This window comes from Streptomyces sp. NPDC104367 (assembly GCF_055583825.1).
The window spans coordinates 26,146-49,063 of record NZ_JBVJND010000046.1 but is presented as its reverse complement, the minus strand read 5'-3'; the positions used below and the strand labels follow the sequence as shown (position 1 = coordinate 49,063).

The following is a 22,918-nucleotide window of genomic DNA, read 5'->3' as shown; positions in this document are numbered from 1 at the left end:
GCTCCTGCCACGGCAGTCGGCGTCGCCACACCGCCCCGCCCGCCGGATCCTGCTGTGCCACGTACGCGCCTCTCTCGGTCCTTGGGCGCACGGGTGGGGGAACCGTGTGCGGTGCCGGGGCGCCCGGCGTGATCGTAAGGAGAGATCACCGCGGTGTGCGGTGCGCGCGCCCGCTTCCTGCCCGCACGAACGGAGGCACTTCCCTTTCCGCCGCGAGGGGCTACGACCGACCGGGACCGGGCGGCGGCTCGGTGCCGGGTGTGTCTGCGGGGGCTGCGGTGTCCGGAGGGGCCGGTGTGTTCGTGGCGGCAGAGGCGGGCCGGGTGTTCGAGCCCGTGGCCTCGGGTACGGCCTCGGAGCCCTCAGGGCCTTCGGGGTCTTCGGGGTCCTCCGGGCGAGAGAGGTGGCCGGCGTCGGGGCCGGTGTCCGGGCGGGGGCTTGCCCAGGGGCGGGAGAGGAGGCCGCGGCTGCGGGTGCCGGTGGTGGGCAGGAACCGGCGCCGGGTGGCGGCGCGGGCGGGTCGCGGGACCTGGAGGGCGTCGGTGGTCCCGACAGCCTCGGCGGCCGTGGGCTGCTCGGGGGGCGCCTCCGTCGTACGGAGGATCACCGTGCCGACCACCCACCGGGTGCCCCGGGGCCCGACGGCCCGGAACACGCCGACGGCGCGGACCTGGTGCCCGGACGCGCCCCGTTCCGCGCCCGCCGCCGAGGTGCCGAACTTCAGCACCTCACGGCGCGGCACGGTCTGGGTGTGCGACAGCCCGGCGCCGGTGCGCTGCCCGGTGACCGGCACCGTGGGGCCCAGCCGGTCGTCGGCGCCCGTGTTCAGCGGCACGCTGAGGCCGAACCCGAGGGACGCGGAGGTCGACAGGTCGCCCTGGGAGACGAACCCGTCGGTGGAGATCTCCAGGTGGTCCAGGCCCACGTCGTTGCCGACGAGTTCGCCGCGCGGCCGGTACAGGGACAGCTGGACGGAGGTGGCGCCGCTGCCGGGCCCACCGAGGAAGGGCGCGGTCGCCGCGGGCGGCAGCAGCTTGAGCCGGCCGTCGCGCGCGAGCTGCGCGAGACGGACCAGCATGCCCTCCGCCGAGGTGGAGGCCGGCAGGTCGCCCGTGCGGCCCAGGGAGGGGTCGACGGCGCGCAGCGCCGCGGCGAGCTGGGGCAGGGCGTCGAAGTGGTAGAGGGAGATCGGCCGCAGGGGGACCCAGGCCGGCCCGGACAGACGCGCGCGGAGGCCGGCGGGGACCTCCATGTCGACGGCGGTCCGCCCCGGCCGGACCTCCGGGGCCAGGGCCGGGTCGGACTCGTAGACGGCGGGTTCCGCCAGGAGCGCCGGTTCGATCGGCACGGACGGGGTGTCCGTGCCGTTGAAGTGCAGCACCACCTCGGCGGCGACGGTCCCGGACAGCCGGCGCATCGGGTGGAGCAGGCGCAGGGGCACCCCGGTGAGGAGTTCGTCCATCGGGCGGGCGGAGACGGTGACGTCGAAGCGGTACGGCAGCCGGAACTCGGTGATGTCGCCCGTGCTGCGCTGCCAGACGCGCCGCTCGCGGACGGAGGTGGCGGTGTCGGCGGCGTTGGACTGCCGGGAGAGCGCGAGCGTCGGCCGGTAGCGGATGCCGCCCTGCTGGATGACCGGGGAGGCGTCGACCGAGTCGGTGACCGCGCGGGACAGTGACCGGCGGGTGCTGCCGGGGACCGGCAGGGAGGTGCCGTCGCCGTTGGCGTGGCCGAAGACGTTGTCCATGCCCTGGTTGCCCGTCGCGCGGCGGCCCCGGACGGCGTCGAGGTCGCCGGTCGGCCGGGCGGTCAGGGCGACCTCGACCAGCGTCGGTCCGAGCCAGGAACGGTGGACGAAGTGGAAGGCGGTGCGGCTGCCGGGGCCGAGCCCGGCGAGCACGCGCATGCCTAGGGAGGAGGTGTGCTCGTTAATGCGCGAGCGGACCTGGGGCTGGTAGGTGCCGGAGCCCGGCACCGTCGCCCCGGTCGCGATCCGCTCCACCAGGTCGAGCGTGGTGTGTTCGAGTTCCCCGCGCGGGGCGTCCTCCCTGGCGGGGCGGACCTCGGTCACCGCGCCGAAGCCGAGCCTGCCGCCGCTCTGCGTGAAGGAGGAGGGCAGCGCCCGGTCCGTCGGCGCCGGCGGCGGCAGCGTGGGCGAGCCCGCGTACCGCCGGAACAGGGGGTGGTTGGCGAGGTCGTTGTCGCTGAGCAGGAACTCCACGCTGTCGGGGACCTCGACGATCCGCGTGTCGGTGACCGTCGGACGGCCCGCCACCAGGCCCGTCACGGCGTTGCGCACCCCCACCTGGACGGTGACCCTGTAGGCGGCGTCGGCCAGGAGGCGGTGGGCGGGCGCGTCGTTCTCGGTGGTGACCCGGAAGACGGAGGTGACGTCGTTGACGGTGGTGCTCTCGGTGACGGCGCCGCGGCGGGCGTAGTGGCCGGACGGCGCGATCGTGCCGGTCCCGGCGCCGTAGTCGGCGGCGAGGGTGAGACCGGCCGCGTGGGAGCGGGTGGTGCCGCGGGTGTCGGCGGCGGCGTCCATGGCCTGGACCCACCGTTCGTAGTCCATGGTGCCGGGCCGGGGCAGGGCGCGGACGTTGAGGAGGAACCCCTCGATCCTGATGACGACGTCCAGCCCGGCGAACACACCCGAGGTGTACGCGCCCTCGATGATGTCGCTCTCGTTGAAGATCCGGTAGGCGTGGGTGTTGAGGTGGTGCGGGGTGATGCTCGCCTCCACCACCTGCTGGGCGACGCTCTCGGCGGCGTCCATCGGCCCGCCGACCGCCGTGGCGTTCAGCTGGTCGTACGCGCCGACGGCCTGTCGCACCGCGAGCCGCACGGCCTGCCCGAGCCCGCTGAGCACCGAGGATGCCCAACCGGACCGGGGCGCGGGGCCGTTGACGGGAGCGGCGTCGGCCCGGGTGTCGCCCGCCGGGACGGGATCGTCGGCGAGTGCGGCGGCCTCGGCGACAGGGCTCGGCGGCAGGGGGATCTGGGTGGGGTCGATGACGGGGCTGGAGGGAAGCGGGACGTCGGCGGGGTCGACGGCGGCGTCGGGCCACGCGCCGGGGATCGGCCCCAGTTCCATGCCCTCGTCCGTCTCGGCGTCCGTCTCGGCGTCCGGTTCGGCGTCCGGTTCGGCGTCCGGTTCGGCGGTCCGCCCGGCACCTCGCGCGCGGCCCGCGGCAGCGATCATCTCGCGCACCGCGTCCCGCAGTTGCGCACTGCCGCCGACCCGGTCGACGAACGCGGTCTCGGGCAGCCGTACCGCCTCGGCGGGCAGGGACGCGTCGGCAGCCGTCACGGGCCGGGGCCGTGCCGGGGCGGGCGGCATCCGGTCGTCGGGGTGCTCCAGGGTCTTGTAGCCGGGCACGGCGAGCGTGGCGTACCCGGCCGCCTCCTGCGGGTCCATCGCCGGGCCGTGGCTGTACGACATCGACGTCCGGTAGGTGACCGGCAGGGTGTGCAGCCGGATGCCGTCGGCGGCCGGGCTGAGCACGTAGTACTCCTGTCCGGTGCTCGCGCTCGACCCGGTGACCGTCGACGACTGGTGACTGTAGGTGTACTCGGGCGTCAGCCCCTGCATCCACAGGTTGCCGTGACGGTCGAAGGGGTTGGTCACCGAGCCCTGGAGGGTGCCGCTGAGCGCCAGCGGCACCTTGGTCAGCTGCTCGTCGCCGGCCGTGGTCGTGCCGGTGTAGTTGTACGTCTGCACCGCGCTCAGATGGCGGTCGTGCGTGACGCCGCCCTGCTCCTGGTCCTCCAGGTAACGGCGTTCGGCGGTGATCCGGAACGCCACCCGCTGGACTCCGGTGAGGGTGGGCAGTTCGAACCAGACCGGGTGGCCGCCGGACGTCATCTCGTCGAAGCCCGCGCGCAGCCCTGCCCCGGAGCGGATCTGGTCCAGCCTGCGCTGGTTGTTCAGCCGCTGGAGGTGGGCGGCGCCGCTCGCCGGCCCGTGGTACCAGGGGGCGGCCGACCCCTGACGCGGCGGCAGGAAGCCGCGCGCGGAGAGCCAGCGCTCCAGTTCCTCGAAGACCGGCTCGGTCCCCCGTACCGCCGTCGGGGTGACGGTGGCGCCCAGGTCGCGCAGGTGCAGGATCTCCGGCGACAGATGGCGCGGTGCCGCGTCGGTGCCGGTGACCGTCGCCTCGGACGGCACGCGCAGGATCAGCGGGTACGACCGCCCCCGGGCCAGCGGGGACTCGTCGGCGGGGAGGACCTCGGGCCGGTCGGGCCGGACCAGGGTGACCTCGAACTCCGCGTCCGCGCGCACCCGCAGCAGGGGTGCGCCGGTGCGCAGCGAGCGGGAGGTGCGGACGCTGCCGCCGCCGACCAGGGTGTGGGTGACCTGCTGCTGCACGGCGGCCTGCGCGGACACGGTGAAGCCGGTCGGTTCGGTGCCGGTCGCCGCGTCGGGGAGCCCCAGGGCGAAGCCGCCGCTGACGCCGAGGCCGATCCCGGCGGCGTTGGCGACGGAGGTGCTGCCGGACATCTTCAGCGAGCGCAGGACGTGGCTCTGGAGGACCACGTTGCGGGTGGCGGGTCCGGCGAGTGCCTCGGGGCCCTCGCGCCGGAGGACCCGCGAGCGCACCCGCAGCATGCCGATGACGGTGCCGTTCCCGGCGTACAAGGTCGGGGAGCTGTGGTGTCCGGCCCACATCAGGGGCAGGTTGCCGCGCAGCACGCCCTCGTCGAGGAACTGGCGCAGCTGGTCGTGGGAGCCGTCGGAGAGGTCGGCCAGTTCGCGGGCGAAGGACTGGAGGATGTCGGAGAGCAGCCCGTCGGCCTCCGGCGCGGCCTCCGCGGCGAAGAGCGGGACGTCGTCGAGGAGGGTGGGCATCGGCGCGGGCCTGCGCGCCGGGTCGTCGCCGGTCAGGCCCTCGCGGTCGGGCTCGTCCTCCATCAGGTGCTTGGGGAACCAGACGGTGAGCGGGTCGGGCGCCTCGGTGGCGGGGGTGCGCCACTGCTCGTCGCGGGGCGTGCCGGTCACCGCCCGGGCGGCGGAGCCGGTGGCCCGTATCTCGGCGCGCAGCGTGTACTCCACCGGCCAGGAGCGCTCACGGCTCTGGAGGATGACCTGCGGCTGCACGACCGCGCTCGTACTGACGGAGGTGGTGGTCTGGTTGTGCGTGTACGTCAGCTGCGGGGCGAACGTCAGCCGGCGGAACCAGCCGGTGTCCGCGAACGGCATCGTGTGACCGTGGCTGACGGAGAACGCGCGCAGGTCGCCGGCCGAGTCGGTGGTGCCGGCCTCGCTGACGCCGATCGTCCAGCGCTGGAGGGTGACGGGCGGGCCGTCCGGCATCTCCTCGATGTTCGGGGAGACACGGCGCGGGGTGTCCAGGGCGAACCGCACGGCCACCTGGTGGGTGCTGCCCCGGTAGGGCGCCCGCAGCGGCAGTCCGTGCACGCTGAACAGGCGCGGCCACTCGCTGCTGAGCCGGGCGGGGGTCAGCTCGGCCCGGATCGCCGCCCGGAAGGCCCGGTCCTCACCCCGGTCGCCCTCGACCTGGCGGAAGACCTGCTCCTGGAGCCACCCCACGGTCGCGTCCGGGACCGGGGCTACATGGACGAGCCCGAGCGATCCCGGACGGTCGGTGCCGAAGGTGGCGACGGTACTGCTGAAGCGCTCGGTCGGGGGCTCGGTGGGGGGTGGCTGGACGGTCGGGGGCTCGGTGGGGGGTGGCTGGACGGTTGGGGGCTCGGTGGGGGGTGGCTGGACGGTTGGGGGCTCGGTGGGCGGTGGCTGGACGGTCGAGGGATCGACGGGGGTCGGCTGGACGGCTGGGGTTTCGGCAGGGGGCGCCGTGGCGGGGGTGGGGTGCTCGCCCGCGGCCGTGGCGGGTTCGGTGGCCGGGACGGAGGGCTGGGGTTCGGCCGTGGCCTGGGTCGTCGTCTGGGTCTGGGGCTGGGTCTGGGGCTGGGGCTGGGGCTGGGTCTGGGGCTGGGGATGGGGATGGGGATGGGGCTCTTCCGCCTGGGGATCGGCCTGGGTCTGGGTCTGGGGCTCCGCCGCCGGGGGCTCCGTCGGGGGCTGTGTCTCCTGGGGCCGGACCGTGGCCTCCTGGGGCCGGGCCGGGGCGCCGGGCCGCTGCTGTTCGTCCGCCAGGGGTTCGGGGGCCTGAGCGGGTTCCTGGGCGGGTGGGGTGTCCCGGGCCCGGAAGGTGCCCTGGACCACGACGGATTCGCGGACCAGAGCCGCCGGGGCGGCGGACCGTCCGGCCGGGGTCAGGGCCGCCGCCGGGTTCCGGCGCGGGACGCGGACCCGGGAGCCGTTCGCCGGCGCGGGCCTGCGTACCGGCACGGCCGTGGCGGCCGGAGCGGTCGTAGGGACAGGGACGGCCGGGGAGACCTGGGCGGTGTTCAGGCGGTGCAGGTCGCTCGCCGCCGCGTACGCCGCCTCCTCCGCGCGGGCGGCGGCGACCGGGTTGCCGGGGGCCGCGGTGTCGGGGCGTGGCCCGTACAGCCTCCCCAACAGGGCGGCGATCCCTGGGTCGTTGGCCCGTACCCAGTCCGCGCCGTTGTGGCGGTCCCGGCCGGTGTAGGGGTCCCGTCCCCGGTTGGTGCCGAGGTAGGCGTTGCTGGTCTGCGCGAAGTACTCCTCGACGCTCAGGGACGCGTAGTTGTCGACGGGACGTCCGTCGGTGTGCCGGCGCGGACCGTCGGCCCACTCGGTGTCCGGGCCCGAGGCCAGCCGCTGCTCGTAGGCGGTCCGTACGAGGGCGCGGTCGGTGTCGTCGAGGCCGAAGAGGTGGACCAGGTGGGCGAGTTCGTGGGTGACGGTCGAGTAGCCGTCGGTGTGGCCGGCGGCTCCCCCGAGGTCCGGGTCCTCGCCGAGCAGGTTCTCCTCGGCCACCACCACCAGGCGCCGGTCGACGTCGACGAGGCCACGGTTCTCCGTGGCGGGGCCGTGGGTGCGCAGGTCCACCGGTGCGGGTGCGCCGGGCAGGTCGGTGAGGCGGGTGCCGCGGGGCAGCACCAGGACGCGTACGCCCGAGGCGGCGACCCGTTCGGCGACGGCGGGGTCGTGGAGCACCCGGGTGAACTGCCGCAGCAGCTCGGCGCGGGCCGCCACCGGTCGGCGCACGGCGTCGGGCAGGTCGATCAGCGGGGTCACGAGAGAGGCGACGGCCGAGTCGGGGGGCGACGCGTAGAAGTCCGGTGCGGCGGTGGGGGGCGCCGTCCCCGGCTCCGGGGCAGCCTCGGCGGGCGGCGCGTTGAAAGACGGAGAAGGCGAGGAGGAAGACGAGGCGGAAGGCGGTTCCGCCGTTCGGAAGAGGTCGGGCAGAGCCTCCTCCAGGCCGCCGGCCAGCCGGCCCTCGGCGTCCAGCGGCAGCATGGCGTACAGGCCGCCGGGCACCTGGACGCGCAGGGCGCGGCGGGCGCCCTCGGCCGGCTGCATGACCACGTCGACGCCGAAGAGGTAGTGGCGGTAGCGGCGGGTGGCCTCGCGGTTGGTCTCCCTCGTCTCGCCCGCCTCGAAGCCCTGTCTGTCCTGCGTGCTCCGGTCGAGGACGTCGGCGGTGGTCCGCTCGTACAGCCGGTGCCCGTCCGGGACGCCGCCGGTCTCCGGTCCGACGGAGACCACACCGCCCCGGGACCTGGTCCGCTCGCTCTTGGGGCTCTCGTGGTCCTGCCGGTAGCGGCGGGCCTTGAACGCGGTGCCCTCGGCCGGGCCGACCACCTCGGCCGAGGTCAGGTCGAACCCGACGGTGACCACGCGTCCGCCGACCGGCACCCGGTAACGGTGCTGGAGCAGCCGCACCACGCCCGCGCGGAGCATGCCGGTCGAGGTGTGGTGGCCGTAGCGGACGCCCGCCATGCCGAGCGGGTCGAGGCCGGGCATGGCCCAGGCGTTCTCCCGGCTCAGGTCGGGCGCGGTCACCGGCTGGTGCGCCGCGACCCCGGCCCACCGCTGGACGGCCCGGGCGGCCAGGACCTCCCAGGGGTGGAGGAAGTCGGTCAGCGCCTGCGGTGGTTCGGGCGCCGTCACGGGGGCCGTCCAGCGGGGCGGCGGGGCGTCGGCCGGGACCGGGGCGACGAGGAGCGGGGCGGGCAGGTCCGAGGGGACCGTGAGGTGCCGGGGGACGAGCAGGCGCACCTCGGCGGGGACGGTCCGGCCCGCGCCCAGACCGTCGTCGTGCCAGGTCCCCCATCTGACCTGTCCCCACGGGCGGATCGTGAGGTCGCCGCGGAGAACGTCGCCGCGGAGCAGGTCTCCGTGGAGCAGGTCCGAGACCCCGCCGAGCACCCGGCGCGCGGCGCCCAGCGGTACGGCGAGCGCGGTGGGCGGCTCCGTCGCCGTGCGCAGCTCGACGCGGACGGCGAGCGGATGCTCGAACTCCTCCGATCCCTCACGGGTGTTGGCGCGGGCGATGTCCAGGATCTGCCGGGCCACCTCGTGCGAGCGGCCCTGGCTCATCTCGTAGACGGCTTCCAGTTCGGTGCCGCCGTGGATGTCGTGGGTGCCGAAGCGGGTGCGGACGCCGAGCCCGGCGCCCGCCTTGAAGGAGCTCTCGGTACCGGTGACGTCCTCCTCCACCCCTTCGGAGCGCAGGGTGAACTTGATCTCGTCCCGGGCGCGTCGGGAGGTGGGTTCGCCCACGTCCGCGGTCACCTTCACCCAGACGTAGCGGGTGGTGCCGAAGGGCCCGGCGACGGGGAACCAGCGGGCCACGCCGGTGCCGGTGAGCGCGGTGAACTGCGACTGGAGGGCGTCGGAGGAGAAGGTCGCGCGCAGGGCCCGCCGCAGTTGGTCGCGGGCGGCGCCGGTGCCGGCCAGGACGCCCCGCTCCGTGAGGCGTCGCTCGATCTCGCGCAGGACGCCGTCGGCGCGCAGCACCTCCGGGTGCACGGCTCCGGGCAGCGGCCGGCCGAGGAGATGACGGCGGACGAGACCCTCCTGCCCGGAGCCGGAGCCGGAGCCGGAACCTGGGCCTGGGCCTGGGCCGGAGCCGGAGCCTGGGCCTGGGCCGGAGCTGGGGCCGGATCCCGGGACCGTCACTTCGGGGGCCCTCGTCTCGGGGGCTCTCGCCTCGGGGGTGGGCGGGAGCAGGTCCTCCAGGCGGCGTTCGGGCACGAGGACGTCCAGGCCCCGCTCGACGCGCAGATAGCGGACCGTCTCCTCGCGCCGCCCGCCCTTCGCGCGTTCCACGGTGACCTCGAAGACCGGTGACGCCTGGACGACGTGCGGGACGCCCGCGTAGGTGGCGCGGCTGATCTCCACCACACCCGCGACGGTGCCGTGGCCCGCCCCCCGGGCCCACTTCGCCTCGGTCTGCGCCAGGGCGACGACCCGGACGCCGACGCCCCCGTGCCCGGACCCGGACCCGTGCGTGGACCCGTGCGTGTCGGACGCCGTCCCGTGGGCCGCTCCACCGACGCCCTCCTCGTGCCCGCTCTCCGCCTGTCCGTTCTCCTCGGTCGGATCGGTCCTGGCCAGGGCGGCCGTGCCGTCGCCGCCCGCCGTGGTGTGCGCGCCGCCGCCCGCGAAGGCGCCGAGGCCGATCTGCGGGCCGAGGCTGCCGGAGAACCCGACGCGCCAGGTGGTGGACTCGGCGCGGGCGAACTTGTCGGCCGTCTGCGCGTACTGCTCGATCTCGGTAGGACCGTCGGTGGGGCCGAGGTCGCGGGGCGCGTACGCCCGCAGCCGCAGCCGTACCGCCCAGCGCCAGCCGTCGCGCTTGGGCAGGACGGCCTCGTACCCGTCGGGGCCGGTCAGGGCGCCGATGCGGGCGGCGAGCGCCGCGGGCTGGGTGAGTTCGGCGAGTTCCTGGGGCCAGTTGCCGGGGTCCTGGGTCCAGCGGGCGGGGAGCCCCGCGAGCCGGGCGTACCCGTCCGCGGCCAGGCGGGTCAGCTCCGGCACGACGAGGAAGGCGGGATAGAGGCCGCCGGTGCCGCCGCGGGCGAAGTCGAGCTGCCGCCGGGCGGCCGCGGGCCAGTCGCGCAGGAAGGAGACCCGGCCCGCCCCGGCGACGGCGGCCGCGTCGACGGGAGCGGCCGGTACGTGCTGGCGGGGCACCACGACCTGGGTGACGAGCGGCTCGTCGGGGTCGATCCACCAGGTCTCGGCGCCGGACCGGCCCGGGGCGGCGTCCTCCCGGCGCACGGACAGCTCGTACACGGTGTCGTAGACGTGCTCGTCGACGGTTCCCTCGGTCTCGGTGCGGCGGTAGCCGGAGTGGGCGGCCGTGAACTGGTCGTCGCGGGAGCGTTCCAGCGCGCCGCGGACGGTGAGCCCGCCGACACGCAGCCGCCGCCCCGCGCCCAGCGGCAGGAGCACGCCTCCGCCGCCCCCGACGGAGGCGGTCCACTCGGCGCTGCGCTTGCCGGTGACCGTCTCGGTGCGGGCCGCGCGGGCGTTGACCGTCATCGGGTAGCTGTCGCCGGAGAGGCGGTCGCCGAGGAGGGCGCGGGCCGTGAGCCGGTAGCGGGTTCCGGCCACCGTCACGGTGTGCGAGATCCCGGCGAGCACGGACGGCAGGTCGGACTCCAGGACCGGCCGGCCGAAGAAGAGGTTCACGTCGGCCTCCACCCCCGTCCAGTCGGTGCTCCGCGGCCCGGCGGGCGCGGCCGACTCCCGCAGCTTTCCCAGCAGATGCTCGCCGACCAGCTCGGAGCCCGGCATGGCCAGGGCCATCGCGAACCCCTGCCCCCGGCGCGCGGCGAGGGCCAGGGGCTCGGCGGGGTGCGGGACCCTCGGCCGGTCGGCGGCCATGCGGTACGGCCGGACCGGCACCCGGCGCGGCGCGGTGCGGGACTCCCGCAGCAGGGCCCGTACGTGCGGGTGGGCGGCGACCGGCGCGGGCCGTACCGTGGGCGATCCCGGCAGCAGCCCCGGTGTGCGGACGGCGCCGAGCACCCGCCGTTCGAAGGCGGCGGCCCCCGCCCCGCCGCGCCAGGGCACCGCGATCTCCGCCTCGACGACCTCGGAGACCGGCTCGACGCGCAGCCGGCCGGTGTCGCGGACCTCGACGACGACACGTAGCCGGGCCCGGTAACGGGCCTGGTCGTCACGGGAGTTCAGGACGGTGTGGTTGAGGGTCTGGGAGGTGACCGTCAGTCCGCTGCCCGCGCCGAGGTCGAGGCCGACGCCGGCCATCGGCAGCAGGCCCTTCGCCCCGGACGTGGTCCCGCCGCCCTCGGTGACGGGCAGGGAGAACCCGTACGCGTTGTAGCCGAAGGCGATCCCGGCCGAGTCGCTGCTCGCGCGTCCGGCGCCCCGGGCCACGCCCCGGCCCAGGTCGTCGCGGATCTGCACGTTCTCGCTGACCCCGGCGAACTGGAGGCTGTCGATCTCGGTGCGGACCGCCAGCCGGGCGTGGGCCGACCGGCCCGCACCGAGCGGGATCTCGACGACGCCCGAGGTGTCGCCGTTCGTGAGCCACCAGCGGCTGCGGGTGCGGGCGGTGCGTTCGTTGAGGGTGCCGCGCGCCTGCGCCATGAACCGTTCGGCCGCCGGGGCGTCGAGTCCCGCCCGCCGCAGGGCACGGTGGAGGGCCGCGACGACCGGACTCATGTCGAGGGCGTTGAGCACCGGCCGGTCGAGCCCGTGTCCGTCGGGGCCGGCGATCTCCCGCGGGACCGGGGCGGCCTCGGTCCCGGTCCCGGTCTCGGCCCAGGCCCTGATCTCGGCCTCGGCCCTGGCCCCGGTCCCGGTCCCGGTCTGGGCCCCGGTCCCGGTCTCGGCCTCCGTCCGGGGCTCGGTCCGGGGCTCGGGTCCGGTCACGGGCGCCATGTCGGGGCGTGGCGCGCCGGGGCCGGTGTACTCGGCGGGGAACTCCACCCGCAGCCGGCGCTGGACGGTGACGTGCGGGGTGTGTTCGACGCCGTCCACGAAGACACGGACGCGCAGGGCTGCGGTGAAGGGCCGGTTGGCGGCGATGAACAGGGTCCGGCCCGCGATGACGTTGCGTCGCAGGACGTCGGTGGTCTTGACGGAGGTGTCGGCGCGCAGCTGCGGCAGGCCCAGCAGCATCGACGAGGCCACCGAGGAGGCCGTGCTGAGGCCCAGCAGGGTGGCGGCCTCGATGCCGAGCCCCCGTTCCCGGACGCGCTCGCTCGCGGCGGCCGTGGTCGCGAACCGCACCCCGTACTCGCGTACGCCGTCCGCCCGTTGCTCCTCGGGCACGGGCACCGGGTCGGTCAGCACGGGCCGCAGCCAGACCAGGTGGTCCTGGACCGTCAGGGTCACACCGTGGGCGAGGAGGTCCTCCCAGGCGTGGCGGCCGGTGGTGAGCAGCATGGTCCGCAGCGCGTCGGTGATGCCGACGGCCAGGGGGCGCAGCCGCTCCGGGAGGGCGTCGACGACCGCTCGGGCGGACCGGTCGGCCTCGTAGGCACCGAAACCGACGGTGGAGGTGACGGCGACATGCCCGGCGAGGCCGTGGTCGAGGTACCAGGGGTACTCCGGTCCGCTCACACCGTCCGACGTGCTCGACGTGCCCGACGTGCCCGACGTGCCCGTAGTCCGCGCGGACGCGGTCTCCTCCCGGACGGCTGCACGCTGCTCCTCGCGCCGTACGACTGCGCGCTGGTCCTCGTGGGCGGGGAGCGTGGTCGGGTCCGCGCCGACCAGGGCGTCGCGGGGCCGGAGGACGGGGCGGACGGACTCCCGGTCCCCGCCCGCCGTCGCGGTCGCCGCCGCCGAGGTCCCCGCCGTGGCCGCCGTCGCCGGCGCCATCGTCTTGGCCGTACCCGTCGCCGCCTCAGCCGTCCCCTTCACCGTCGCCGTGTTTGCCGTACCCGTCGCCGTCGGCCGCAGTTCGATGCTTTCCTGGGCGGCGAGCGCGGGAGGGACGGCGGGGCGGGTTCGCCGGAGAAGGCGGTCCAGCGGCCCGGCGCCCAACGGGACGGGGCGTGCGCGGAGTTGGGCCTCGGTGGGTTCGGGGTACACGAGGTTCCCGGCGGCCTCCGCCTCGTCCAGGACGACGGCGAGGTGGTCGGCGGCGGCCCGTGCCCTCTCCCGGGCCCGTCCGACCGTCTCCCGGGCCCGCGCGATCTCCTCGGCGACGCCCGCGGAGCCGCCCGAACTGGTGTGGGCCTGCCGTTCCTCCAGCGCCGCGAGGGCCGACTCCGCCCGGTCCAGGGTGGTCAGCGCCTCGGTGAACTCCTCCCCGGCCCGGGTCTCGGCCCCCTCCTCGCCCGCGTCGGTGTCCGTCTCCCCGCCGACGACCGTCGCCTTGCCCTTGCCCTTGCCCTTGTCTTTGCCCTTGTCGGCGCCGGTGCGGACGCTCTCCTCCGTGTCCGAGGCCGCGCTCGCGTCCGCGTCCTGCGGCCCCGACGACTCGTCGCCGTCGGCCGTCAGCGCGTCCAGGCGGTCGGTGGGCACGTAGAGGACGGCCGCCTGGCCGGTCACGGTCGCACGGACGGCACGGGGTTCGCCGCTCGCCGGGCGCAGGACGAGGTGCCAGGTGACCGAGTCGGCCTCCAGGCGGGCGAAGGCCCGGCCCGTCCGCCGTCCCGGGCCGGTGAGCACGAGGGTCTCGGCGTCCGCCCGCTCGTCCCCGGCCGTCGCGGAGTCGGTGAGGGGGCCGCCGAGCCGTACGTCGGCGCCGGGGCGTCCGGCCGGGAGGAGGACGGAGCCCGCGGGGTCCTTGAGGAAGGTGTCGGGAACGGTGCCGCCGTCGTCCCCGTCGGTCCCCGGCGCCCGCAGGCCCTCGACGTGCGCGGAGATCTCCAGGTGGGCTGAGAGGTCGCTGCCCGTGCCCGGCACGGTCACCGGTTCGCGCAGGGTCTCGCCCGCGGCCAGGTCCAGGAACAGCCGGTGCATGGCGGGCGGACTGAACACCGCGGCGATCTTGGAGTGCAGCAGGAACGGCCCGCCCTGCCAGGAGTGCGCGGCGGGAGAGGCGGCGGTACGCGGATCCCATCCCGCGAGTCCCGCGAGTCCCGCGGGTCCCGGGAGTCCTGGGACCCGCGGAAGCCCTGCAAGCCCCGGGAGCCCCGTGGATCCGGCGCCCCCCGTGGATCCGGCCGCCCCGGCCGACCGAGCCGCCCCGGCCGACCCCTCCGCCCCCTTCCCTCTCGCGGCCCCCGTGACGAGTGACTCCGCGGCCCGGCGCAGGGCGCGCAGATCGCCGACGGTGCCGACGAACGCCTCCCGCAGCACGTCCGCGGGCAGGGCGGGCCCGGGCCGCTGCCAGGACACGGGGGCCGGTGCGGTGGCCGTCGCGGGGCGTTGCGCCGGGACGGTGCCGGGACGGGCGAGCCGCTCCTCGTGGCCCAGCCGCAGCTCACCGGGGAGCAGCCACTCGCCCAGCGGGTGATGGGTACGGCGGCCGAACAGCGGGGTGAGCATGCCGAGCGGTGACGGTACGGCGCCGAGGGCGCGGTGCACCTCGATCTCGGCGCGCAGCCGTACGTCGAAGGCGGTGACGTGGGGGCGCAGGACCCTGAGGACGCCGGTCGCGCGCCGGTCCTCGGTGCGGGTGCGCCGGGTGTCGGAGCGGGAGAGGGCGGGCTTGAGGTGCCCGCCGCCCAGTCCGGCGAGCAGGTCGACCTGGTCGGAGGTCCCGGCAGCGGTCGTACGGCCCTCCAGGCTGACGTTGCGGGTGGTGGCGCGCGTGTCCTCGCGGGCCGTGACGTCGGCGCGCTCGACGACGTACTCGCTGCCCTCCCGGCCCGCGGGGCGGGGGGCGAGGAGTTCGGCGGTGAGGGTGACGCGCGCCATGGCGGTGCTGATCTCGTTGCGATGGGGCACCAGGACCGGCAGGCCGGTGAGCATGGTCTCCAGCAGGGCCGCCGTGCCGTGCCGGCCGGCCGCCTTGCGCAGTTCCGCGTCCACCGCGTCGGCGTGCTCCCGGGAGAGCACACCGAGGTCGCGCATCCGGGTCAGCGCCTCGTGGACGGCGGGTCCGAGGTCGGGGACGCCGAGGACGACGGCGTGGTCGAAGCCGTCGCCGCGCAGCACGTTCGCGGGGGCCACGAGACTCGGCGCGGCCGGTGCGGGATGCCGGTCCGGGGCGGGTGCGGGTGCGGGTGCGGGTGCGTCGAGCAGACCGAGTGCGCGCGCCGACTCCGAGGACAGCAGGGCGAGTCCCGGGGCGCGCAGCGGGTCGCCGACGACCTCGCGCGGGTCGTGGCGGCGTGAGCCGAGCCCGCCCAGGAAGCCGATGTGCGCCTCCTCCCAGCGCCGTACGGTGACCACGACGTCCACCGGGGCCTCGGCCCAGACGTGGCCGCCGGTCCGGGTCCGGGTGCGGTCGGCGCGCCCGCTGACCGCACGCCCGGAGGTGACGGGGGCGCCGCGTCCGTAGTCCAGGGCGAACTGCCCGCCGACGGTGTCGAGGAGCGGCTCGGTGTCGTCCGGGGAGAGGCTGTCCAGGGCGCCTTCGGCCTTCGTGCGTACGGCACGGTCGACGGTCTCGGCGGCCCGGACCAGCGCGGTGGCCGACGTGTGGTCGTAGCGGAAGGCGTGGGCGCTCTCGCCGAGGGCGGTCAGCCCGGCGGGCGTCGCCCGGACGGTCACCTCCATGCGGGCGGGCCGGCCGAAGGTGCCGCGGCCGAGCGGCCGGGCGAAGACGGGGTGCGGGGCCGTGCCGAGGTCGCCGACGCGGGCGGCCAGACCGGACAGGGAGGTGCGCAGCGCGGCCTCGTCCGCCGGGTCGAGCCGGGTGACTCCGACGCGCTCCAGCAGGGCGGCCACGTGCGGGAAGAGGTGGTCGGTGCGGACCATGTGCAGGGCGTCCTGCGGGAGGCGCTCACCGGGGGCCGGACGCCAGGTGCGGCGGGGTGCGGGGCCGGGGGTGCGCGGGACACGGTGCGCGGGTGCGGGACCGTCCGTCCGCGTCTCGAACTCCAGGGTGGTGCGCGGCCTGCCCTCGTGGTCCCGTTCGAGGGCGAGGTCCTCGGGCACCACCAGTGTGGCGCGGGTGGTCACGGGCTCCGCCGCGACCGGTGGCACGGTGTCCCGGCCGGGTGCGGGCACCGGTTCGGCGGTGAGGTGCAGGGTGAGCGGTCCGGTGAACTCGGCGAGCCACGGCGCGCCTCCGCCGACGGCGCCGGACGCGGAGAACCCGCCGGTCTCCTCGACCGAGCGGCTCCAGCTCACCCTCGGGACGACGCGGCCGGTCAGCCGGGCGAGCGCGCCGGACTCCTCAGGGTCGGGCGCGTCGATGCCGATGCCCGCGGCCGCCTTCGACTGCCGCAGCGCGGAGCTGTGCAGGTCGAAGGAGGTGCCGTGGACGACCTCGGTCTGGCCGGGCCGGGTCCGCGCGTAGCTGAGGTCCGCCTGTTCCAGGTGGGCCCGGACGGTCACCCGGAGCCGCTCGTCCCCCCGCCGGGTGGGACGGGTCAGGACGACGACGTACCCCTGGCCGGTCAGCAGGTGCGCCCTGCGGGCCAGCGCGGCGGGGTGCAACGCCCGGGCCAGCGCGAGGTGGTTGGTGACGTGGTGCGGCTGGGCGTCGGCGTCGGCGGTGCCGTTCTCACGCGGGGCCGGTGCGAGGTGGCCGGGGAAACGGTCGCGGACCAGCGCGAGGGCGCGGTCGAGGGCCTGTCCGGCACCGGCCGGGTCGATCTCCGCCACGTGGCTGGTGGGCGGCAGCCAGCCGTCCATGGACGGGGGCAGGGTCAGCACCCGGCCGGGGGTGGTGCGCGCCGTGGTCTCCGGATCGGCGGGCACACGGGCCGCCTGCCCCTGTGCCGGACCCAGCCCCAGCCCCAGCCCCGTCCTCTGCCCCTGCCCCTGTCTCTGCCCCTGCCCCTGTCCCTGTTCCTGCTCGGTGGGGGCGAGGCGTACGGCGTCCGCGGTGAGCATGCGCACCCGGGCCGTGATCCAGACCGACGCCCCGGGACGTCCCGTCACCGAGCGGGTCTCCAGCCGTACGTCGAACTCGACGACGACGGTGGGCTCGTCCGTGTGCCTGAGGCGGCGCACCTGAAGGCTGTCGGCCTGCTGCCCGGGCCGGGTGTACTGGACGGAACGGGTGAAGGTGAGCTTGGGCAGCGGCACCCCCGCCGGGATGCCGAGGGCGCCTGCGGCCAGGGCGACGACGGGACCGGCCCCGGTGCTGGTGGTGTCCGACTGCACGGACGCGGCCGCGACGGTGCCCGAACGGACGTCCTCCACGTCGACGCGCGACAGTTCGTCGCTGTCCGGCACGAGCCGGGGGTTGTGGAGGGCCGCGTCGACCCGGACCGCGTCGGTCCGTCCGTCCGTGAGCGTCACCGGGTCCGCGTACAGGCCCCCGGCGGCGGCGTCGTGCAGCCCCGCCAGCAGGGCGCGGACCCCGGCGAAGGCGTCCAGGGTCCCGTGGGCCTGCGAGGCCGGATCGGCCGCGGCCGGGCCAGCCGCGGCGAACACCGCCGCCCGGTACTCGCCCACGCCGGTGACCGAGTCCACCCAGGACAGGGCGGGGAGCGCGACGGGCGCGCCGGTGTGCGCGGGTCCGGCGGCAACGGTGTCCGCACCGCCGGTCGCCGTGTCGCCGCCGAGCGCCGTCCACCGGGCGGAGGTGGCGTGCCCGGTGTCGGCCGGGCGGGGCAGCGCGCGGACGGCGCGGCGCGGATGGGTGACGACGAGGGACCGTTCCGCCACCGTCCTCGACCGCCGCTCCTCCCGCCCCGGGCGCCGGACCTCGACAAGTACCTCGACGTCGTGGAGGAAGCGCACCTCGCGGGGCGCGGAGGCGGGGCGGACCGTGCGGGTGCTGCCGAGGGCCGTGGCGGAGGTGTAGTCGGTCTGCTTGGCGTAGGCGCCGAGCACGGCCTGCGCGACGGAGTCGACCGGGCCGAACCCGGGCACGTGGGAGAGGGCCTGGGAGAACGGCAGGGCGAGGTAGGGGCGCAGGCTGTGGTCGACCGACCGGTCGGCCGTCCTGCTCTCCCGCCAGCGGCTGACCTGGGCGGCGGAGGACTGCCGTGCCGTGTCCCGCAGGACGTCCTCGGCGCCGGGCGCCCCCGACGGTTCACCGCGCGGGTCGGTGAGCTGGGTCCAGTCCCCGGGCCGCAGCCGCAGCGCCACGGCCAACGGCCCTCCGGGCGGGTGCAGTACGACGGTCAGCCGGTCGGCGACGGCCTCGCGCAGGACGCCGTCGAGGTCGGCGGCGTCCAGGTACGCGTCGAGCAGCCGCCCGGTCTCCGCACGCAGGTCCGCCGGCACCAGCCCGAGCACACCGTCACGGATCGCGTCCGGCAGCCGGTCACCGGCCAGGGCGTAGCTCTCCGTACCCGCGCCCCGCCCCGCGCCCCGGGCGGTCGCGTACGACGGCGGGGCGAACACCAGCCCTGCGTCACCGCGGTCCCGGCGCTGCCCCGCGCTCTGCGCGGCCGCCGTGACCGGTGGTTCCGGTACGACGCGCTCGGCGGGCGGGACGGCGAGGTCGAGGCCGGTGAGGAGCCCGTCCAGGCCGGGCAGGGGCGGCCGGGCCGGGCGCGGCTCCAGGACGCCCGTGCCGGGGAGGTCGCTGCGCGAGGAATGCGAAGAGCCGGCGGAATTCGGGGAGTTCAGGGCGCTCGGAGAATTCGGGGAGTTCGGAGAGCCCAAGGCGCCCGGGGAGTTCCAGGCGTTCGGCGACGCCAGCGTGAGCGTGGGCGCGGCGTCCTCGGGAGTGCCCAGCGCTCCGGACCGGTCCTGGGGAGTGCCCAGCGTTCCGGCCCCGCCCTGGAGAGTGCCCCGTGTCTCGGCCCCGTCCTGGAGAGTGCCCCGTGTCCCGACCCCGTCCTGGAGAGTGCCTCGCGTTCCGGACCCGTCCTGGAGAGTGCCTCGCGTTCCGGACCCGTCCTGGGAAGTGCCCCGTGTCCCGGTGCCGTCCCACGCGGTGGGTTCCCGGAACTGCGTGGTGCGCTCGCCGGGCCGCGCGGTCCGCCAGCCGGCCACTCCGCCCGAGGGCACCAGGACGATACGGCCGGGGCCGATCTCCAGCGGTCCCGTGGGCCCCGTGACCGGCAGGCCCAGACCGTCGGCCAGGTGCTGGACGTACGCGGTCGGGCGGGCGGCCGTGGTGGCGGCCGCGTAGCAGGTCACCACGACCACCGAACTGTCCGCGCGGCGCGCGGCGTCCCTCCGGAAGGCGCGCAGGCTGGCCCGGCGGCGCAGCACCGCCGCCACCTGGTCGCCCGCGAACGTCAGCACCCGGCCGTCACGGGTGGTCAGGTCGGTGTGCGGGGCGTCGCGGACGCCGTGGGAGACGAGCAGGTGACGCGCTCCGGCGCCGGTCCACGGGGTCACACCCGCGAGGCCCTGGCTCTCCCCGCGCTCGGACAGCACGTCGTAGCGCTCCGTGCCGGACAGTTGGGCGAAGGCCGTTCCGTGGGCGGTGAGTTGCTCGTCGGGGAGCGAGACGTGGCCGGTCAGGCGTCCCCCGGAATCGGCGACGGGGGTCAGCGCGAGGGCCCGGACGTGCACCCGCTCGCCGGTGACGGTGGTGACGTGCTGCTCGGGGCCGGTCTCCTGCGCCTGTTCCGACGGGCGGGAAGGGTCCACCGTACGGGCCGTGTCCGGGTCCACGTACACCCACTGGCCCGGGTCCGGTTCCTGCCGGGTTGCGCCGGCCGCCCGGACCAATGTGTCGCCGAACGGTGTCGTGGACAGGTCGACATGGCCGGTGTGGGTGTAGACGCGGGTCCCGGTGCGGTCGGCGACGGTCCTCGCCAGGTCGAGGCCGTACCGGGCGGCGCGCGGGGCGACCAGCCACACCGGGCCGGGCCGGGAACGGTGCCGGGCGACGAGGTCCGCGAAGGCGTGCGGGGTCAGCCGTACCGGTGCTCCGTCGCGGTGGGCGAGGACGGCGGGCCCGGAGACCGCGGGCACGCCGGGGTCGTAGTCGAGGCGCCAGACGGAGGCGCCCTCGGCGACCCGGATGCGGCGGCCGGCGGCGGGGTCGGAGGTGGGGACGAGGTCGTGTCCGACGACCCGCCCGCCGCCGTCGAGCAGTTCGCGCGTGTCGAGGTCGTGCAGCATCAGGGGGCGGAGGCGCGCCGCGTCCGCGTGCGGCCCGTGCGCCGCGGCGGTCGTCTCGTCCGCGCGGGTTCCGGGGTGAGTGTCGGGCTGCCGGACCGGGGCACTCATGCGCAGCCGGGCGACGTCCCCGGCCAGGGTCTCGGGGTCGCGCGTGTCGGGGTCGCGGGTGTCGGGGTCGAGCCCCAACTCGCGCAGGGTGCGGCGGGTCTCCTCCAGGCGGCCCTGCGCCTTGCTCTGGGTCCGTGCCGCGTTCCTTGTCTGGCGCGCGGCGGCGTGCTCGGTCAGCGCCGTGTGGTACGCGGTCAACGCGTCGGTCAGGCGCCTCAGTTCGGGGTCCGCCACGAGGGGCTGTGCGGCTGCCACCGGGACGGCGCCGGCCATGGGGACGACGCCGACCGTGGGGGCGGGACCCGTGGCGGGGGTAGGTCCCGCGGTGCTTCTGCCCTTGCCCTTGCCCTTGTTCCTGGCGGCGGGCCGGGCGGTCTGAGCGGTGGGAACGGTCTGGGCCGGCTGGACCGCCTGGGCCGTCTGGGGGGCGGTGGGCCGGGTGGCCCGCCGGACCAGGTCGGTGGAGGCCATGATGGCCGGTGCGTTGCGCACGGCGTCGAGGTCCAGGGGCCCGTCCACGTACCGTCCGCCGTGCCCCTCCCACTGGTACTTGTTGCCCTGCCGGGAGGTGCTGAGGGCGTAGACCAGGGTGTCCACGCGGCCGTCGGGGGCCAGGACATGGGCGAGGGAGGCGCCGCCGCTGCCGCCGTCCAGGTGGACGTGGAGCGCCTTGTTGGCGTGGACGGCGCTCTCCTGGGGGCGGCGCAGGCCGGACGCGACCTCGCCGAGCACCTGCGCGTGGGCCGCCGAGAACCGGTCCGGACGCACGTGCGCGGCGTGGACCAGGCGTCCGCTGTACTCCCAGGTGCCGCTGTCGTGCGGGGCGAAGGCGGCCATCCGCCGCTCGACCTCGGCGCTCTCCCGAGACCGTTCGGCCTCGCGTTCGGCACGGGCCCGGTTCCACACCGCGCGCGCGGCGTCGGCGACGCGCGACCGGTAGTCCCCTTCGAGGACCAGGCCCAGCCCGTCCAGCCACCGGTGGTAGTCCTCCTCGAAGGCGACCAGGGCGGCCTCGGAGGTGCCGAGGAAGGGCGCGAACGTGTAGTCGCGCCACAGCGCGGGGTCCTTCCTGAGGTCCTCGGCCACCGTCGGCGCGCCGAGCAGCAGGGGCAGCAGCTCGGGGTGGCCGGGCAGGGCCTCGGCGAGGGGGGCGCCGCCCGGGTTCAGCAGCAGTTCGGCGGCTTCCGGGACGGTGGCCAGTGCCTCGGCCCACACCGAGGTGGCGGCGGGCCGGTTCGCCGGACGGTCCGTCCGGTGCGCGGTGGTGTCCCCTCGGCGGACGGTGGCCGTGGCCTCGCGGCGGCCGGCCTGCCCTGCCCGGGTCACGGGGGCCGTCGTCGTACGGGCGGGCTCGGTGCTCCCGGTGAGGGCGCGCAGCAGCGGTTCCGGTGACGGTTCGTCGGCCAGCGCGGACAGGCGTCCGCCGCGGGCCAGGGCGCGCAGGGCCTCGGCGGTGCCCGGGGTGCGCAGTGCGTGGGCCGCCCAGGCCGGGGTGGCCAAAAAGCGGGCGGTGAACCGGGGTTCGTCGTCGAGGAAGCCGGTCAGCGCGGTGTCGGACAGCAGCGCGCGGGTGTCGGCGGCGTCCAGCCGGGCGTCGGCGGTGTCCCGTGCGGCGAGGGCGGTCAGCAGCGTCCGGCGCGGGGCGAGACGTCGTACGAGCTGGGCGGTCAGTGCTTCCGCCAGGGTCCGGTCGGCGCGGGCCGCCCGCCACAGGGGGCTGTCGGCGCGTGCCTCGTCGAGGAGGCGGTGGCTGCGCAGCAGGGCCTCCGTGAGCCAGGGCGCCGTCCGCACGTCCCGCCAGATCCGGGGCTCGTCGGCCAGCGTCTCGGGCAGGCCGCGCACCGACTCCAGGGCCCGGCGCAGGGCGAAGCCGGGCTCGGTGAGCCGGTCGGTGGTCTCCGGGTGCCGGCGCAGCAGCCGGTGGACGGCGGGGCGGCGCTGGAGCAGCCGGGCGACCTGCTCGTCGGCCGCCAGCGCGCTGACGACGCCGGGGGCGACGGTGGCGGTGCGCGCCAGCTCGGGGTCGCCCAGCACCACGCGGATCTGGTCCTGGTGCCGGATGAGCAGGCTCGCCAGGGACGCGTTGTCGAGAACTCCGAGGTACGCCGACTCCGTGGTGAGGACGTCGGGCCGGTCGGCGAGGGCATCCCCGAGGCCGGGGACGGCCGTGAGGACGGTCAGCAGTTCGGGGCGGCTGCTCAGGGCGGTCAGCAGGGGCAGGCTGCTGACCGCCGCGCGGACCACCACCGGACCGCGGGAGCGGGTCACGGCCCGGGCGAGGTCCCCGCGCAGTTCCGTCTCCCGCATGAGCAGGTCGGCGGCGGGACCGCCGTCCGCGAGAACCCGGACGACGTCGTTGCTGCGGCTGATCAGGGTGACGTCGGAGCGGCTGTGCAGCCTGCTGTTGACGTCGGGGCGGTACATCATGAGCCGGGCGAGGTCCGGGCTGTCGACGTACCGGGGCAGCAGGTGGGGGTTGTCGGCCAGCCAGAGGCGGTTGCGTCGGTCGGTGACGAAGAACCGGTAGAGGTAGTCGTTGGTGCGCAGCGCCCGGGTGAACGGCGGTTGTGCGTGGATCAGCGACAGACTGAAGTCGGTGGGGTCGGCGACCAGGTCCAGCAGGCCCTCGCGGTCGCGCAGCGTGGGCAGGAGTTCGCTGTTGCGGAACAACGCCGCGCCCAAGGCGGGCCGGGAACGGGCGAGTTCGAGGATCCGGGAGTGGGCGCGGGTGTCGCGGTTGACGGCGAGGAGGTGGGTGTTCCGCTCGGCCGAGTCACCGCTGAACCGGGCGCGCAGGACCGTCTCGGCCTCCTGCTCGGTGCGGTGGAACAGTTCCGCGAGCGTGAAGTCGTGCGGCTGGAAGACGATGCCCTCCACCGACACGGCGGGCTCGCCGGT

At 76.3% G+C, this 22,918-nt stretch carries 1 protein-coding gene (cut by a window edge); it reads right to left on the bottom strand.

The features are described 5' to 3' along the window. Positions 1-220: 220 nt before the first annotated feature. Positions 221-22,918 carry the 3' portion of a WXG100-like domain-containing protein gene (locus ACZ619_RS41305; RefSeq protein ID WP_469610745.1) on the bottom strand. It continues 13,038 nt past the right edge of the window, so the window shows 22,698 of its 35,736 coding nt (coding positions 13,039-35,736); the start codon falls outside the window, past its right edge; its stop codon occupies positions 221-223.